The sequence below is a fragment of the Actinacidiphila glaucinigra genome, from assembly GCF_035918135.1.
Classification (GTDB): Bacteria; Actinomycetota; Actinomycetes; order Streptomycetales; family Streptomycetaceae; genus Actinacidiphila; species Actinacidiphila glaucinigra.
The window spans coordinates 3,801,756-3,817,464 of the sequence record NZ_CP109144.1 but is presented as its reverse complement, the minus strand read 5'-3'; the positions used below and the strand labels follow the sequence as shown (position 1 = coordinate 3,817,464).

16 protein-coding genes are annotated in these 15,709 nt (G+C 73.5%); 8 read left to right on the top strand and 8 right to left on the bottom strand.

Annotation, left to right across the window (positions count from 1 at the left end):
• Nucleotides 1-32: 32 nt before the first annotated feature.
• Entirely contained in the window at nt 33-494 is a 462-nt protein-coding gene (locus OIE69_RS16735) for a hypothetical protein (RefSeq protein WP_326572722.1), read from the top strand.
• A gap of 58 nt (nt 495-552) precedes the next feature.
• On the opposite strand, the gene OIE69_RS16730 is transcribed toward OIE69_RS16735, so the two are convergent.
• The 4 genes from OIE69_RS16730 to OIE69_RS16715 form a co-directional block, all read right to left on the bottom strand.
• Entirely contained in the window at nt 553-1,164 is a 612-nt protein-coding gene (locus OIE69_RS16730; protein WP_326572721.1) for a Maf family protein, read from the bottom strand.
• 14 nt (nt 1,165-1,178) lie between these two features.
• The gene (gene mmpB, locus OIE69_RS16725) at nt 1,179-1,310 is read right to left on the bottom strand and encodes a morphogenic membrane protein MmpB (protein WP_018561319.1); all 132 of its coding nucleotides are present in this window, start codon (nt 1,308-1,310) and stop codon (nt 1,179-1,181) included.
• Nucleotides 1,311-1,400: 90 nt separating this feature from the next.
• On the bottom strand, nt 1,401-1,607 hold the full coding sequence (locus OIE69_RS16720; RefSeq protein WP_326572720.1) for an acyl-CoA carboxylase subunit epsilon: 207 nt from the start codon (nt 1,605-1,607) through the stop codon (nt 1,401-1,403).
• A gap of 15 nt (nt 1,608-1,622) precedes the next feature.
• Nucleotides 1,623-3,212, bottom strand: a complete 1,590-nt coding sequence (locus OIE69_RS16715) for an acyl-CoA carboxylase subunit beta (RefSeq protein WP_326572719.1) — start codon at nt 3,210-3,212, stop codon at nt 1,623-1,625.
• A gap of 217 nt (nt 3,213-3,429) precedes the next feature.
• Between OIE69_RS16715 and OIE69_RS16710 the strand changes: the two genes are divergently transcribed.
• From OIE69_RS16710 to hutH, 5 genes are all read left to right on the top strand, one after another.
• Entirely contained in the window at nt 3,430-4,272 is an 843-nt protein-coding gene (locus tag OIE69_RS16710) for a biotin--[acetyl-CoA-carboxylase] ligase (protein WP_326572718.1), read from the top strand.
• A gap of 91 nt (nt 4,273-4,363) precedes the next feature.
• Complete coding sequence (locus OIE69_RS16705; protein WP_326572717.1) at nt 4,364-5,512, top strand: adenylate/guanylate cyclase domain-containing protein; 1,149 nt, start codon at nt 4,364-4,366, stop codon at nt 5,510-5,512.
• A gap of 70 nt (nt 5,513-5,582) precedes the next feature.
• Nucleotides 5,583-6,386 (top strand): enoyl-CoA hydratase/isomerase family protein, encoded by an 804-nt coding sequence (locus OIE69_RS16700; RefSeq protein WP_089224316.1) that lies wholly within the window; start codon nt 5,583-5,585, stop codon nt 6,384-6,386.
• A 98-nt stretch (nt 6,387-6,484) separates the two neighbouring features.
• The gene (locus OIE69_RS16695) at nt 6,485-7,636 is read left to right on the top strand and encodes a sensor domain-containing diguanylate cyclase (RefSeq protein ID WP_326572716.1); all 1,152 of its coding nucleotides are present in this window, start codon (nt 6,485-6,487) and stop codon (nt 7,634-7,636) included.
• A gap of 150 nt (nt 7,637-7,786) precedes the next feature.
• A complete protein-coding gene (hutH, locus tag OIE69_RS16690) occupies nt 7,787-9,337 on the top strand; it encodes a histidine ammonia-lyase (RefSeq protein ID WP_326581209.1) in 1,551 nt (516 codons plus the stop codon).
• A 46-nt stretch (nt 9,338-9,383) separates the two neighbouring features.
• Here hutH and OIE69_RS16685 read toward each other — a convergent pair whose 3' ends face one another.
• Nucleotides 9,384-9,674: a hypothetical protein gene (locus OIE69_RS16685; RefSeq protein WP_245938835.1), complete on the bottom strand. Its 291-nt coding sequence runs from the start codon at nt 9,672-9,674 to the stop codon at nt 9,384-9,386.
• 189 nt (nt 9,675-9,863) lie between these two features.
• Between OIE69_RS16685 and OIE69_RS16680 the strand changes: the two genes are divergently transcribed.
• Both OIE69_RS16680 and OIE69_RS16675 read left to right on the top strand, forming a co-directional pair.
• Nucleotides 9,864-10,274 carry a hypothetical protein gene (locus OIE69_RS16680; protein ID WP_326572715.1) on the top strand — a complete coding sequence of 137 codons (411 nt, stop codon included), beginning with the start codon at nt 9,864-9,866 and terminating at the stop codon, nt 10,272-10,274.
• A 249-nt stretch (nt 10,275-10,523) separates the two neighbouring features.
• On the top strand, nt 10,524-11,813 hold the full coding sequence (locus tag OIE69_RS16675) for a L,D-transpeptidase (RefSeq protein WP_326572714.1): 1,290 nt from the start codon (nt 10,524-10,526) through the stop codon (nt 11,811-11,813).
• Between the two features lie 90 nt (nt 11,814-11,903).
• Here OIE69_RS16675 and OIE69_RS16670 read toward each other — a convergent pair whose 3' ends face one another.
• The 3 genes from OIE69_RS16670 to xylB all read right to left on the bottom strand — a co-directional run bounded on the left by OIE69_RS16670 (nt 11,904) and on the right by xylB (nt 15,673).
• Complete coding sequence (locus tag OIE69_RS16670) at nt 11,904-12,791, bottom strand: prohibitin family protein (RefSeq protein WP_326572713.1); 888 nt, start codon at nt 12,789-12,791, stop codon at nt 11,904-11,906.
• 148 nt (nt 12,792-12,939) lie between these two features.
• Nucleotides 12,940-14,091 carry an ROK family transcriptional regulator gene (locus tag OIE69_RS16665; protein WP_326581207.1) on the bottom strand — a complete coding sequence of 384 codons (1,152 nt, stop codon included), beginning with the start codon at nt 14,089-14,091 and terminating at the stop codon, nt 12,940-12,942.
• A gap of 169 nt (nt 14,092-14,260) precedes the next feature.
• The gene (xylB, locus tag OIE69_RS16660) at nt 14,261-15,673 is read right to left on the bottom strand and encodes a xylulokinase (protein ID WP_326572712.1); all 1,413 of its coding nucleotides are present in this window, start codon (nt 15,671-15,673) and stop codon (nt 14,261-14,263) included.
• Nucleotides 15,674-15,709: the final 36 nt, after the last annotated feature.

The following is a 15,709-nucleotide window of genomic DNA, read 5'->3' as shown; positions in this document are numbered from 1 at the left end:
GGTAATAGGGGTCCTGGGACAGGGGGCGCGCAGTGCGCAGAAGTGTCGCCGTGGCGGCGGCTGTATTGCTGATCCTGGAGGCGTTCGGCTTCGCCTTCGTCAACTGGATCATGGGTATCGCCGTACGGCATCAGCAGATGTCCCTGGCCGGGCTCGATCCGGGTGCGATGGCGGTGGGCGCGTGGGCGGCGGGCGTGCTGATGGCGCTCTTCCTCATCGGCTGCGCGGTCGTCCTCGTCCGTATGGCGCAGCGCGACCGGTCCCCGGGCCGCTTCGGCCGGATCCTGCTCATCGTGTGCGCGGTGACCCACGGGATCCTGGGCGCGGGGCTGGCCGCCCCGGTGGGCTGGGCCGCTTTCGTGGGGATGATGGTGATCCTGGCGTGCGTGGTGCTCACCCTCGTGCTCTACGCGGGAGAGGCGCCCGCCTCCGCCCCGGACGGCGAGCCCGGCGGGAGCACGCCCCCGCCGCCCGTCGCCCCCGCCGCCGTCTGACCGGGCGGAACGCACGGGCCGGTCGGCACCCGCCGGCCGGTCCGAACCAGCCGGCCGGTCAGACCCAGAAGTCGGTGATGCGCAGGTCCAGCTGGGCGAAGAGCCGGCGCAGCAGCGGCAGCGAGATGCCGATGACGTTGCCGTGGTCGCCCTCGATGCCCTCGACGAACGGCGCCGAGCGGCCGTCGAGGGTGAAGGCGCCGGCCACGTGCATCGGCTCGCCCGAGGCGACGTAGGCGGCGATCTCGGCGTCGTCCGGGGTGCCGAACCGCACCGTGGTGGAGGCGGTCGCCGAGACGCGGCGGCCGGTGGCGAGGTCGATGACGCAGTGCCCGGTCCGCAGCACACCGGAGCGGCCGCGCATGGACTTCCAGCGGGCCGTGGCGTCCTCGGCGTCGGCCGGCTTGCCCAGCGCCACTCCGTCCAGGTCCAGGACGGAGTCGCAGCCGACGACGACCTCGCCGTCGGAGAGCCCCGCGGCGACCGTGGAGGCCTTGGCCTCGGCCAGCACCCGGGCCAGCTCGGCGGGGCTGCCGGCGCTGATCGCGTCCTCGTCGACACCGCTGACGACGACCCGCGGGTCGAGCCCGGCCTGCTTCAGCAGCCCCAGGCGAGCGGGGGAGGCGGAGGCGAGGACGAGCGGGCGGGGGCTGCGGCTGCTGTCGGTCATGACCGTCATCGTAGTCAGCAGCGCCAGGCCACCAGGGCGGTGATCAGGGGGACGGCGACGGCGATCACGAGCATCGCGCGGCGCAGCATCGCCTGCGCCTGCCGCATCTCCTCGGGGGGTTCGTCGGACGGGTCTGACCACAGCATGCCGTCCAGGTTGCGCCGTGGAGAACGCCCGCGCCTGAGTACGGGTACTCAGGCGCGGGCGGGCAGGCGGACCATTTGCGTCCGGCCGGGTCAGTGCGGCCAGTAGGTGCTGCGCCAGGACGCCGGCGCCGGGCGCGGCATCCGGCCGGGCACGTTGCGCGCGGGGGAGGCCCACTCGTCGGCCGCCCGCGGGCCGTCGACGGGCCCCGCGGCCGCCGCGGCCCGGGCCTGGACGAGGGCCACGACGGCCGCCAGCTCCTCGGGGGTCGGGTTGCCCCGTTCGACCTTGATCACCATGGCTGGGCGGGCTCCTTACAGGGGGATGTTGCCGTGCTTCTTGGGGGGCAGGCTCTCGCGCTTGTTGCGCAGCGTCCGCAGCGCCTTCACCAGGTGCATACGGGTCTCCGACGGCAGGACGACCGCGTCGACGTAGCCGCGCTCCGCGGCGACGTAGGGGTTGAGCAGGGTGTCCTCGTACTCCCGCATCAGCTGGGCGCGCAGCGCCTCCGCCTCCTCCGGGGAGCCCGCCTCGGCCAGGGTGCGGCGGTGCAGGATGTTGACGGCGCCCTGGGCGCCCATGACGGCGATCTGGGCGGTCGGCCAGGCCAGGTTGAGGTCCGCGCCGAGGTGCTTTGAACCCATGACGTCGTAGGCGCCGCCGAAGGCCTTGCGCGTGATGACGGTGATCAGCGGGACGGTGGCCTCGGCGTACGCGTAGATGAGCTTGGCGCCGCGCCGGATGATGCCGTTCCACTCCTGGTCGGTGCCGGGCAGGAAGCCGGGGACGTCGACGAAGGTGACGACCGGGACGTTGAAGCTGTCGCAGGTGCGGACGAAGCGCGCCGCCTTCTCGCTGGCGTCGATGTCCAGGCAGCCGGCGAACTGCATCGGCTGGTTGGCGACGACGCCGACCGGGCGCCCCTCGATCCGGCCGAAGCCGGTGACGATGTTGGGCGCGAACAGCGCCTGGGTCTCCAGGAACTCGCCGTCGTCCAGGACGTGCTCGATGACCTGGTGCATGTCGTACGGCTGGTTCGCCGAGTCCGGGATCAGGGTGTCGAGCTCGAGGTCCTCCGCGGACACCTCGGACTCCGCCTCCTGCGGGAAGGCGGGGGCCTCCTGGAGGTTGTTGGACGGCAGGTAGGACAGCAGCGCCTTGACGTACTCGATGGCGTCCTTCTCGTCGCCGGCCATGTGGTGCGCGTTGCCGGAGACGGTGTTGTGCGAACGGGCGCCGCCCAGTTCCTCGAAGCCGACGTCCTCGCCGGTGACGGTCTTGATGACGTCCGGGCCGGTGATGAACATGTGCGAGGTCTGGTCGACCATCACCACGAAGTCGGTGATGGCGGGGGAGTAGACCGCGCCGCCCGCACAGGGGCCGAGGACGAGGGAGATCTGCGGGATGACGCCGGAGGCGTGGGTGTTGCGCCGGAAGATCTCCCCGTACAGGCCGAGCGAGGTGACGCCCTCCTGGATGCGCGCGCCGCCGGAGTCGTTGATGCCGATGACCGGGCAGCCGGTCTTCAGCGCCCAGTCCATGACCTTGACGATCTTCTCGCCGAAGACCTCGCCGAGCGCGCCGCCGAACACGGTGAAGTCCTGCGAGAAGACGGCCACCGGACGGCCGTCCACGGTGCCATGGCCGGTGACGACGCCGTCGCCGTAGGGGCGGTTCCGCTCCAGGCCGAAGTTGGTCGAGCGGTGCCGGGCCAGCTCGTCCAGCTCGACGAAGGAACCCTCGTCCAGCAGCAGTTCGATGCGCTCACGCGCGGTCAGCTTGCCCTTGGCGTGCTGTTTCTCCACCGCACGCGCCGAGCCGGCGTGGGTCGCCTCGTCGATACGGCGGCGCAGGTCCGCCAGCTTGCCCGCAGTGGTGTGGATGTCGATCTCCGGCTCGGCCATGGGAGGCGGCTCTCCTGCTCTCGTCGGGTCGTGCTGAGGGTGTGACGTGACTGGCGAGTAATACTGTTTTCGTAGCGTAACCGCGTGGATGCTGCCCGGTCAGTGCGGCGTTGGCCACACTCCACTCCCAGGGTCCGCCTTCCCGGCCGCCGCGTCGTCCCGGACCCGGACGGGCCGCGTCCACGGCGATCCGGAGGGCAGACCCTAGGCTGGACACATGACCTCGAACCGCTGGTCCGACCTGGAGCGACCGCCGCTCAACGCGGCCGCCCTGCGCCGCGCGATCGTCACCCCCGACAGCCTGTGGACCGACCTGGACGTGGTCGGCTCCACCGGTTCCACCAACAGCGACCTGGGCGCCCGGGCCCGGGAGGGCGCCGCGCAGGGCGCGGTTCTGGTCGCCGAGGAGCAGTCCGCGGGGCGCGGCCGCCTGGACCGCCAGTGGCAGGCCCCCGCCCGCTCCGGGCTCTTCTTCTCCGTGCTGCTGCGGCCGACCGCCGTCCCGCCCCGGCGCTGGGGCTGGCTGCCGCTGCTGGCCGGCGTGGCGACGGCCACCGCCGTGGCGCGGACGGCGGGCGTCGACACCGGGCTGAAGTGGCCCAACGACGTGCTCGTCACAGTCGGCGGCGAGGAGCGCAAGACCGGCGGCATCCTCGCCGAGCGCGTCGGCGACGACGCCGTGGTGATCGGCATCGGCCTCAATGTCACGCTCCGCGAGGAGGAGCTGCCCGTCCCCGCCGCGGGCTCGCTCGCGCTCGCCGGGGCGAAGGGCACCGACCGCGATCCGCTTCTGCGCGCGGTGCTGCGTTCGCTCGCCGACTGGTACGGCGAGTGGCTGCGCGCCGACGGCGACCCGGCCGCCTCCCGGCTGCAGCAGGCGTACGCCGCCGGCTGCGTGACGCTCGGCCGCACCGTGCGCGCCGAACTCCCGGGCGGGGGCGAGGTCAGCGGGCGCGCGGTGGCCGTCGACGACGACGGGCGGCTGGTCGTCGCGACCGCGGAGGGCGAGCGGGCGGTCGGCGCCGGCGACGTCGTCCATGTACGCCCGGCGGGAGAGTGAGCCAGGACACACCTGCCGTATTGTTGAGGCGGCAGCCTCCGACGCGGTGATCGGAAGGGCCGGTGCGCAGGGACTCAGGAGGGGGCGGGCGGTGACCGTGGACGACGCGAGCGGCCTCCCGCCGCACGAGGAGCCGGGCGAGCCACACGGCGGGCAGCCGGAACCCGACGAGCGCGAAGAGCCCGAGGAACGGGGCGGATCCGCCCGCGCGCACGCCGTCGAGGAGGACCCGATCGCGCTCCGCCTGGAGCACTTGATCCTCGGCTCCGGACGGCACTACACACCCTTTCAGGCGGCCCGCAGCGCCGGCGTCTCCATGGACCTCGCCGCCCGGTTCTGGCGCGCGATGGGCTTCGCCGACATCGGCCAGGCACGCGCGCTGACCGAGGCCGACGTCCTGGCGCTGCGGCGCCTGGCCGGCATGGTCGAGGCCGGGCTGATCAGCGAGAGCACGGCGATCCAGGTCGCCCGGTCCACCGGTCAGACCACGGCCCGGTTGGCCGAGTGGCAGACCGACTCGTTCCTGGAGGAGCTCACCGAGCCGCCCGAACCCGGCATGACCCGGGGCGAGGTGGCCTATCCGCTGGTCGAGCTGCTGCTGCCGGAGCTGGAGGAGTTCCTGACGTACGTGTGGCGCCGGCAGCTCGCCGCGGCCACCAGCCGGGTCGTCCGCTCCGACGACGAGGAGGCCGTGGACCGCCGGCTCGCGGTCGGCTTCGCGGACCTCGTCGGCTTCACCCGGCTCACCCGCCGGCTGGAGGAGGAGGAACTCGGCGAGCTGGTCGAGGCGTTCGAGACCACGGCCGCCGACCAGGTGGCCGCGCACGGCGGCCGGCTCATCAAGACCCTCGGCGACGAAGTGCTGTTCGTCGCGGACGACGCCGGCACGGCCGCCGAGATCGGCATACGGCTCATCGAGACGATGAACGGCGACGAGACGATGCCGGCGCTGCGCGTCGGCATGGCCTTCGGCACCGTCACCACCCGCATGGGCGACGTCTTCGGCACCACGGTGAACCTGGCGAGCCGGCTGACCTCGATAGCGCCCCGGGACGCGGTGCTCGTCGACGGCGAGCTGGCGCAGGCGCTCGTCGCGGCGGGCGAGGCACCCGAGTCGGAGGCGGAGATCGCGCCCGGGTCGGAGGAGAAGTACCGCTTCGGGCTGCAGCCCATGTGGCGGCGGCCGGTGCGCGGTCTCGGCGTGGTCGAGCCCTGGCTGCTGAGCCGCCGGGGCGGCTGAGCGGGCGCGCCCACTACGCTGGCCGTCGACGGTTCACGATCGTTAACGGCGACCCGGAGGTGGCGGCGCGATGGCCGAGCAGCGGTTTGGCGAGTGGGTGGCGGTACGCAGGCACGGTGACGCCGGGCGGGTGGCGGAACTGGTGCTGGACCGGCCCAAGGCGATGAACGCCATCTCGACGGACATGGCCCGGGCGGTCACCGAGGCGTGCGAGGCGCTGTCCGGCGACCGGTCGGTGAGCTGCGTCGTGCTCACCTCGACCCACGAGCGGGCGTTCTGCGTGGGCGCCGACCTCAAGGAGCGCAACTCCTTCACCGACGCCGACCTCGGGCGGCAGCGCCCGTACACGCGGGCCGCCTACACGGCCGTGCTGGAGCTGGCGATGCCGTCGGTGGCCTCGGTGCACGGCTTCGCCCTCGGCGGCGGCTACGAGTTGGCGCTGGCGTGCGACGTGATCGTCGCGGACCCGACGGCGGTCGTGGGGCTGCCGGAGGTCACGGTGGGTGTGATCCCCGGCGGCGGCGGCACGCAGCTGCTGCCGCGCCGGGTGGGCGCGGCACGGGCGGCGCAGCTGATCTTCACCGGGCGCCGGGTGCCCGCCGCGGAGGCGCTGGCGCTGGGCCTGGTGGACGTGCTCGCGGAGGAGGGCCAGGACCGCATGGAGGCGCTCGCGCTGGCCGCGCGGATCGCCGCGAACTCGCCGGTGGGCCTGCGGGCGGCCAAGCGGGCGATGCGGCTGGGCCAGGGCACGGACCTGCGGACCGGGCTGGACGTCGAGGACGCCGCCTGGCGCACGGTCGCCTTCTCCGGGGACCGCGCCGAGGGCGTCGCGGCGTTCAACGAGAAGCGCGACCCGGTGTGGCCGGGTGAGTGATTGAGGCGGAAAACGACCGTGCCGCCGGTGTGTAACGTGCGGGGCCGTGCGAACGTCGCAAACTGGTAAAAAGTTCTGCTGCGACAGGAGACGGGCGCATGAACGGCACCGGCGGGGACGCTCGACTGCGCGCCGTCGCCGAACTCGCGCGGGCGGTGGCGGCGGCGAAGTCGCCCATGGAGGCGGCCGTCGCCGCCGCGTCCTCGGCGCGGGTCGCGCTCGGCGGTTCCATGTCGGCGATCTCCCGCTGGGAGCGCGACCGGGGACGGCTGCGGGTCCTGGTCAACGACGGGGACCTGGCGCCCGGCGAGGAACCGCAGCCCGCCGAGGAGGTGTACTCGGTCGCGGACTTCCCGGAGATCGTGGAGTTCCTGCACGCCAAGTGGACCGAGGGCGGCGAGCCGCACGCCTGGATCGAGACCGCCGAGGGTTCCGCGGAGGGCCGCGGCGGCGCCTACTGCCACCAGCGGGTGGCCACGCTGCGGCGGCGCGGCCGCACCTCCTGCGTCGTCGCCCCGATCCTGCTGCACGGGCTCGCCTGGGGCGAGCTGTACGTGGCCCGGGGAGCGGGGCGGCCGGTCTTCGACCGGGACGACGCCGAGTTCGCGACCGTGCTCGCGACGCTCACCGCGGCCGGGATCGCCCAGACGGAGCGGCTGGCCGAGGTGCGCCGACTGGCCTTCAGCGACCCGCTCACCGGGCTGGCCAACCGCCGGGCGGTCGACCAGCGGCTGGAGGAGGCGGTGGAACGGCACCGGGCCGACGGGACCCCGGTGAGCCTGGTGGTCTGCGACCTCAACGGGCTCAAGCGGGTCAACGACCAGCTCGGGCACGCGGTCGGCGACCGGCTGCTGGTCGGCTTCGGCTCCGTGCTGTCGCTGTGCGGGGCCGCCCTGGAGGGCAGCCTGGTGGCGCGGCTGGGCGGCGACGAGTTCTGCCTGCTCTCGGTCGGGCACCGCGCGGAGGAGGTCGTGGCGGTCGCCGAGGAGCTGTGCGTGCGCACCAAGTGGCTGGGGCTGGGCGACGGGGTCGCGGTCGGGGTGGCGTCCACGGACGCCGAGATCGGCGTGGTGACCTCGGGGCGCCGTCTGTTCCGGCTGGCGGACGCGGCCCAGTACCGGGCGAAGGCCCTGCACTCGGTGGAGCCGGTGGTCGCCGGGCGCGGGGCGCCCGAGGATCCGGTGGTCCGGCTCGCCGACCAGCCCGCGGGCCACGACGTGGAGCGGCGCCGCTTCCGGGGGCGGGGCTGAGCGGCCGCCGGGCGGCCCGGCGGCCGCGGACCGTGGGCAGGGGAGCGGGCCGCGGGACCGGGCCCGGTGGGTGCGGAGCGGCCGCGCGGAAGAGGCCCGTCCGGCACGTGACAGGTAGCGATTCAGTCCGTAGGGTTCGTGAATATGAGTATGCATAACGTGGTGATCGGGGCCCACGGGGTCGCGGCGGAGGACGTGCTGGCGGTGGCCCGCGGCGGTGCGCGGGTCGAACTGTCTGCGGAGGCGCTGACCGGGATCGCCGCGGCGCGCGAGGTCGTGGAAGCCCTGGCGGCGAAGCCGGAGCCGGTGTACGGCGTGTCGACGGGCTTCGGCGCGCTCGCGGTGCGGCACATCAGCCCAGAGCTGCGTGCGCAGCTCCAGCGCAGCCTGGTGCGCTCGCACGCCGCCGGCATGGGCCCGCGGGTGGAGCGCGAGGTGGTGCGCGCGCTGATGTTCCTGCGGCTGAAGACGCTGGCCTCCGGTCGTACCGGTGTCCGTCCCGTCGTCGCCGAGACGATGGCCGCGCTGCTCAACGCCGGCATCACGCCCGTCGTCCACGAGTACGGCTCCCTGGGCTGCTCGGGCGACCTGGCGCCGCTGTCGCACTGCGCGCTGGTCCTGATGGGCGAGGGCGAGGCCGAGGGCCCCGACGGCGTCGTGCGCCCCGTCCCGGAGCTGCTGGCCGAGCACGGCATCGAGCCCGTCGAGCTGCGCGAGAAGGAGGGCCTTGCCCTCATCAACGGCACCGACGGCATGCTCGGCATGCTCGTCATGGCCATCGACGACCTGCGCCGGCTGTTCACCGCCGCCGACGTCACCGCCGCGCTCTCGATGGAGGCGCTGCTGGGCACCGACAAGGTGCTCGCGCCCGAGCTGCACGCGATCCGCCCGCACCCCGGCCAGGCGGCCAGCGCCGAGAACATGCGCCGTGTGCTCGCCGGCTCCGGGCTCACCGGGCACCACCAGGACGACGCGCCGCGGGTGCAGGACGCGTACTCGATCCGCTGCGCCCCGCAGGTGGCCGGCGCGGGCCGGGACACCGTGGCGCACGCCATGACGGTGGCCGACCGCGAGCTGGTCTCCGCCGTCGACAACCCGGTCGTCCTCCCCGACGGCAGGGTCGAGTCCAACGGCAACTTCCACGGCGCGCCCGTCGCCTACGTGCTGGACTTCCTGGCCATCGCCGCGGCCGACCTCGGCTCGATAGCGGAGCGGCGCACCGACCGGCTGCTGGACAAGAGCCGTTCGCACGGCCTGCCGGCCTTCCTGGCCGACGACCCGGGCGTGGACTCCGGCCTGATGATCGCGCAGTACACGCAGGCCGCGCTGGTCAGCGAGAACAAGCGGCTCGCGGTGCCCGCGTCGGTGGACTCCATCCCGTCCTCGGCGATGCAGGAGGACCACGTCTCGATGGGCTGGTCGGCCGCCCGCAAGCTGCGGCAGGCGGTGGACAACCTGGCCCGGATCATCGCGGTCGAGCTGATGGCGGCGTCGCGTGGCGTCGAGCTGCGCGTGCAGGGCAGCGAGGTGCTGGTGGCCGCCCCGGCGACCCAGGCGGTGCTGAAGGCGGCGCGCGAGGCGGGAGTGGGCGGCCCCGGTCCGGACCGCTTCCTGTCCCCGGACCTGGCGGCGGCGTACGACTTCGTGCGCGGCGGCGGTCTGGTGGCGGCGGCCGAGTCGGTGACCGGCCCGCTCGCCTGATCCCGGCCCCGTCCCGGCCTTCGGGCCGGGACGGGGTGGACACGGCCTAGTACACGTCGCGGGTGCGGCGGCTCGCGTTGATCACGAGAGCCGCGCCCAGGCCGAGGAAGGCGGTTCCGCCGACCAGGTACGGCGTGGTGTCCACGCTTCCCGTGTCGGCGAGGTGCTGCCCCCCACCGGTGCCCGACCCGGTGGTGGTGGCGGTGGAAACGGACGACTGCGTGCCCGTGTTCGCCGTGTGCTCGGCACTGGCGGACGCGTTGGGCACGAAGTACAGGGCGCCGAGGACGGCGGCCGCCGTGATGGCGACGAAGGCGGGCGGACGGTGCGAGGTCAACGGATCCCCCAGCGGTTGCGGCGACTTGACCGTGAAAGCAGATGGTAGTGAGACAACCGCCGCGGAGGGAAGTTCGACCCCGGAACCGGAGCTTCCACGGGTTCCCGGAGGGCAGCCGCGGGTATCCTTCGGCGCCGGAAGCGGACTGCCTGCGCAACGGGGGCCGTTCCCCCGCATACGCTCCGTCACATGAGCACTACTGACATCCCCACCGGGGAGAGCGGGCCGCGCTACGTGCGGCTCCAGGTGGAGCTGGTCCTGGAGATCACCGGGTCCGGCGAGCTGACCGACGCCGCGCTGGACCAGATCGGCGGCGACGAGTACATGCCGGACGACGAGCGGCAGCACGCCGAGGCGTCGGTGCGGCAGGACGAGTCGGAGGCGCTGGCGTACCTGGTCGATCCCTTCGACCTGGTCACCAGCGTGCCGGGGATCGAGCTGGTGCAGGCGTCCTGGTCCTGCGCCCACACCGAGTACGACCCCGACTCCGACGAGTGGGACCTCTACGACGACGAGGCCGACGACGAGGCGGACGACGAGGCGGACGAGGAAGTCGACGAGGAAGCCGACATCGACGAGGAGGAACCGCGGGGGCGCTGAACGCGTCTTCGCCAGTGCGTGACTCACTTGCCCCGGGCCCCTCACGGGTCCGGGGTTTCGCACGGGCCGCGAGACCGCGCCCATGTCACGTGCGTCACGCACGTGTTCTTCCCCACACTTCCCGATGTGGGGGAACGGACCAAAGACCCTGGCAGTTCCTGGACGTACGAGTGAGGCTCGATCGAGGGCCGTGGCCTGCGACGCAAGCGGGCCGGGGGAAACGCGTACCGGACGACATTGGAGATCTGTGTGAAGCGCGCCGAGACCGGCACAGCCACCGACACGAAGCTCTCTCGCAAGCGGCGAGCCGGGCTGGCAGCTCTGGCGCTGCTCGCCGTCGGGGCGATCACGCTGACCGCCTGCGGGGGAGACAAGGCGGGCAGTGCCGGTTCCGACAACAACGCCAAGTCGCAGGCCTCGGTCGACGAGCAGGCGGCCAAGGACGCGTCGGACGCCCGAATATCGATCACCCCGAAGACCGGCGCCGACAACGTCAGCATCAACACCGGCGCCAAGGTGCAGGTGGCCGAAGGCGAGCTGACCAGCGTCACCATGACCTCGGTCGCCGACGGCTCCGACGTGGAGGGCACGATCTCCGCGGACGGTGCGAGCTGGGCCCCCAATGCCCCGCTCGAGCGGGCCACGAAGTACAAGATCGCCGCCCAGGCGGAGGACGGCAAGGGCCGCAAGGCCGCCGAGAACTCCACCTTCACCACCGTGAGCCCCGAGCACAGCTTCATCGGCTACTACACGCCCGAGAACGGCCAGACCGTCGGCGTGGGCATGCCGGTCTCGATCAACTTCACCAAGGCGATCGAGGACAAGAAGGCCGTGCAGTCGGCGATCGCGGTGAGCTCCAGCAGCGGCCAGGAGGTCGTCGGCCACTGGTTCAACTCCACCCGGCTCGACTTCCGCCCCGAGGCCTACTGGCAGGCCGGCTCCACTGTCACCCTGAAGCTGAACCTGGACGGTGTCGAGGGCGCCGACGGCGTCTACGGCGTCCAGGAGAAGACCGTCAGCTTCAAGATCGGCCGCAGCCAGGTCTCCACGGTCGACGCCTCCACCCACCGGATGAAGGTCGTCCGCGACGGCAAGGTCGTCCGCAACATCCCGATCTCCGCCGGCTCCGACGAGAACACCACCTACAACGGCCAGATGGTGATGTCGGAGAAGTTCACCGAGACCCGGATGAACGGCGCCACCGTCGGCTTCACCGACGACGACGGCAAGGGCGAGTACGACATCAAGGACGTGCCGCACGCCATCCGCCTGACCACGTCCGGCACCTTCATCCACGGCAACTACTGGGGTGCCGACTCGGTGTTCGGCAGCGTCAACACCAGCCACGGCTGCGTCGGCCTGAACGACACCAAGGGCGCCAAGGACACCTCCACCGACGCCTACTGGTTCTACAACAACTCGATCGTCGGCGACGTCGTGATCGTGAAGAACTCCAAGGACAAGACCGTCGACCCGGCGAACGGCCTCAACGGCTGGAACATGAGCTGGAGCGCCTGGAAGGCCGGCAGCGCGGTCTGAGACCGCTCCCGCCCCGAACGGTGACAGGGGCCCGGAACCTCACGGTTCCGGGCCCCTGCGGCGTTCCCGGCGCCTTTCGCGGGCGGGCCGTCAGTTCTTCGTGCCGTCCACGATGACCGGGGAGCCGTTCGCGTTCGTGCCGCAGGGCACCGCGTACACGGGGTGGGACTTCGCGGCCTCGCGGTAGGCGTCCAGGCACTGGTTGTAGAGCACCTTGTCGCTCAGCGACTTGGCGATGATCCGGTTGGCGCTCGCGATGCCCTCCGCCTCGATCCGCTTGCGCTCCGCCTCCGCCTTGGCCGTCCTGGCCGCCTCGACGGCCCGCTCGGTGGCCTGCTGCTGCTGGATCTTCTTGTCGATCTGCTCCTGCAGCTGCTCCGAGGGCCGCACGTTGCGCAGGTTCACCGCGGCGACGTCGATGCCGCGCGGGGCGAGGCGCTGCTTGATCAGGGAGTCGATCTCCGAGCCGATCAGCTCACGGGCGGAGGCGTACCCCTCCTCGCTGGTGTGCCTGGCGAAGACGTTGCGGATGATCTCGCGGCTGTCCGGCATCACCAGCCGCGACTGGATGGCCTCCTCGTTGCCGGCCAGCCGGTAGAGCTCGACGGCGTTGGCGGGCACCACGGCCCACTTGATGGTGACGTCGGCGTAGAGCACGCCGCCCTGCGAGGAGCGGACCTCGACCACGTCCTTGTCGTGCAGGTCGAGGTCGACCGGGCGCGTGGAGAACGACGTGACGTCGGTGAACGGCGACCTGAAGTGGATGCCGGAGGTCAGCGGCGAGCCGACCTTGCCGAAGGTCACCGGGACGCCGACCTCGTAGGCGCTGACGACGTGGACGCAGGCGAAGACGCCGGCCAGCACGCCCGCCAGGGCGCTGAGCGCCGCTCCCAGCTTCCAGCCGCCGGAGCTCTGGCCCCGGGCGACGAAGAACAGCACGACCGCCGCCACGAGCAGCAGGATGGACAGCACGAACACAGGGATCCCCCTCATGAGCACGGACCGGCGCCGCCCCCCCCGGCCGCGCCGCGCAGCGCAGCGTAACGGCCGGGGGCGACGGCTCGGTGCGCCGCGTGACGAGCTGTTGCGAGGCTGTTGCGAGGGTGTCGCCGGGCTGTCCGGGGGGTTACCGCGAGCGCAGCGCCTGCGGGTCGTCCAGGACGGCGCGCACCACGCTGTACGCCGCGCCGAGCAGCACGCCCTCGCGGCCCAGCCGGGACACCCGCACGGCGTCCGCCCGCCATTGACGGTCCGTCACGCGTCGGCCCAGCTCGCGCTCGACGGCCGAGCGCAGCCACGGCGCCAGCGAGGCGAGCGTGCCGCCCAGCACGACGGCCTGCGGGTCCAGCAGGTTCACCGCGCCGCTCAGCGCGATCCCGAAGGCCTGTCCGGCGGCCGCCAGCGCCTTGAGCGCCGCCGGGTCCTCCTGCGTTGCGGCCGCCTGGAGCGCCTTGAGCGCGTCCGGTCGCTCCGGGGCGATGCCGGCGGCGCGCAGCACGGCCTCCTCGCCCGCGTACTGCTCCAGGCAGCCGCGCGCCCCGCAGGAGCAGCGCGGGCCCGTCGGGTGCACGGGCACATGGCCGAGCTCCCCGGCGAAGCCGCGCGCCCCGCGGAACAGCCGGCCGTCGACGACCAGCGCCGCGCCGATGCCGATCTCCGCCGAGACGTGCACGAAGTCGGTGACGCCCTCGTGGCCGCCCAGCCAGAGTTCGGCCAGGGCACCGAGGTTGGCCTCGTTCTCGACGGTGACCGGGACGGGGGAGGCGGCGAGGCCGCTGCCCCCGGACCGCTCGAACCAGCCCGCGGCGTCGACGTCCTCCCAGCCGAGGTTCGGCGCCCGCATCACGACCTGCCGGTCCCGGCCGACCAGGCCCGGCACGGCGAGCGTCAGCCCGGCCGGGGCCAGGCCGGCGGCCCGCGCCTCCCGCCGCACCTCGGCGACGAGCGCCGCGAGTTCGCGCAGCACCTCCGGTGCCGGGCGGCCGCGGTTGTCCGCCTCGACGCGGGCCCGGGCGCGCACGGTGCCGCGCAGGTCGACCGCGACGGCGGCCAGGTGGTCCACCCCGACCTCCGCGCCGAGGCCGGCGGGACCGGTGTCGTTCAGCGCCAGGGCGGTGCCCGGGCGGCCGACCGTGCCGGGGCGCTGGGTGCCCAGCTCCACGAGCAGGCCGGTCGCCAGCAGCTCGTCGACCAGGGTCGACACGGTGGCCCGGGTCAGGCCGACCTCAACGGCGACGGCCGCGCGGGAGACCTCGCCGTGGTCCGCCACGGCTCGCATCACCAGCGCCAGATTCCGCCGCCGCAACCCTGCCTGCGACCCCGGCCGTTCCGCCACGCCCCGGTCCCCTTCCGTGCTCGTCCGTCATCCGTCCTGGTCAACGTCCTGCCCCCACCCTCGCACGCCCCGCCCGCCGGACGGGCGACGGGCCCCGGGCGAGGCGAGCGGCTCACCGCACGTCGAACGCGTCGGCCAGCGCCGTCGCGAGGCGGTCGAGCGCGGCGTCGTCGCGCGGGACGGGGTCGTAGGAGGGACCGGCCGTGGTGTCCCAGCGGCGGGCGACGGCCTGCGGGGTCTCCCCGGTGAGCAGCCCGGCGGCCTGCGCGGCCGCGCCCAGCGCGACCAGCTCCTCCGCGACGGGGATCCGTACGGCCCGCCCCGACAGGCGCCGTACGGTCTCCCGCCACGCGGTGCCGCGGGCGCCGCCGCCGATGAGCAGCAGCGGCTCGTCCGAGCCGGTGCCGTCGACCGCGAGCACCTGGTCGAGGGCGGTGAGCAGGGCGTACGCCGCGCCGTCGTAGGCGGCCTGGAGGATCTGCCCCGGGGTGGTGTCGTGCCGCAGCCCGGTGAGCAGGCCGGAGGCGTAGGGCAGGTTCGGGGTGCGCTCGCCGTCGAGGAACGGGAGCAGCACCGTGCTGCCGCCCGCCTCGACCGCCTCGCGGTCCAGGGAGAGCAGCCCCGCGATCTTGTCGACGGCCAGGGTGCAGTTGAGGGTGCAGGCCAGCGGCAGCCAGTCGCCGTGCCCGCCCGCGAAACCGGCCACGATGCCGGTGGGGTCGGTGGGCCGGGTGGTGGCGGGGGTGTAGACGGTGCCGGAGGTGCCGAGGCTGAGCGCGGGCTGGCCGGGGAGGAGCCCCAGGCCCAGGGCGGCGGCGGCGTTGTCGCCGGTGCCCGCGCCGACCAGGACGCCCTCGCGCAGCGGCAGCCCGGGCAGGGTGACGCCGGCGGCCTCGCCGGGGCCCAGGACCCGGGGCAGCAGGGCCGGGTCGAGGCCGATCTCGGCGAGCAGTGCCTCGTCGTACGTCTCGGTGTCCGTGGCCCACCAGCCGGTGCCGGAGGCGTCGCCCCGGTCGGTGACGCCGGCGCCGCCGAGCCGCTCGGTGAGGAAGTCGTGCGGGAGGCGGACGGCCGCGGCGGCCTTGGCCGTCTCGGGCTCGTGCTCGGTGAGCCAGGCCCACTTGGTCACGGTGAAGCTCGTGCCGGGCACGCTGCCGAAGCGCCGCGCCCAGTGCGCGGCGCCGTGCCGCTCCACCAGGGCGTCGGCCTGCGGCGCGGACCGCACGTCGTTCCAGAGCAGGGCCGGCCGCAGGGGCCGGCCGACCGCGTCGAGGACGACCAGGCCGTGCTGCTGGCCGCCCACGGAGACGGCGTCGGCGCGCTCCGCGTACGGCCCGATCTGGGCGAGGGCGGTGCCGAGCGCGCGCCACCACACCTCGGGGTCGGTCTCGCGGCCCGCGCCCTCACTGACCGTGTGCCGGGCCTGTCCTCTGGCCAGTACCTCGCCCGTCTCCACGTCGACTGCGAGCACCTTGGTCGACTGGGTGGAGCTGTCCACACCCAGCGCGATCGGTCCGTTACCCATCCTGCGGCTCCCTTCACAAAGCGGCGATGGCATATT

Bases quoted from the DNA above. Each gene is read 5' to 3' on its own strand.
- OIE69_RS16700 (WP_089224316.1), top strand. From the start codon at position 5,583: ATGGCCGAGCAGCGGTTTGGCGAGTGGGTGGCGGTACGCAGGCACGGT.
- OIE69_RS16715 (WP_326572719.1), bottom strand. From the start codon at position 3,212: ATGGCCGAGCCGGAGATCGACATCCACACCACTGCGGGCAAGCTGGCG.
- xylB (WP_326572712.1), bottom strand. From the start codon at position 15,673: ATGGGTAACGGACCGATCGCGCTGGGTGTGGACAGCTCCACCCAGTCG.
- hutH (WP_326581209.1), top strand. From the start codon at position 7,787: ATGCATAACGTGGTGATCGGGGCCCACGGGGTCGCGGCGGAGGACGTG.
- OIE69_RS16695 (WP_326572716.1), top strand. From the start codon at position 6,485: ATGAACGGCACCGGCGGGGACGCTCGACTGCGCGCCGTCGCCGAACTC.
- OIE69_RS16730 (WP_326572721.1), bottom strand. From the start codon at position 1,164: ATGACCGACAGCAGCCGCAGCCCCCGCCCGCTCGTCCTCGCCTCCGCC.
- OIE69_RS16720 (WP_326572720.1), bottom strand. From the start codon at position 1,607: ATGGTGATCAAGGTCGAACGGGGCAACCCGACCCCCGAGGAGCTGGCG.
- OIE69_RS16665 (WP_326581207.1), bottom strand. From the start codon at position 14,091: ATGCGAGCCGTGGCGGACCACGGCGAGGTCTCCCGCGCGGCCGTCGCC.
- mmpB (WP_018561319.1), bottom strand. From the start codon at position 1,310: ATGCTGTGGTCAGACCCGTCCGACGAACCCCCCGAGGAGATGCGGCAG.
- OIE69_RS16680 (WP_326572715.1), top strand. From the start codon at position 9,864: ATGAGCACTACTGACATCCCCACCGGGGAGAGCGGGCCGCGCTACGTG.
- OIE69_RS16710 (WP_326572718.1), top strand. From the start codon at position 3,430: ATGACCTCGAACCGCTGGTCCGACCTGGAGCGACCGCCGCTCAACGCG.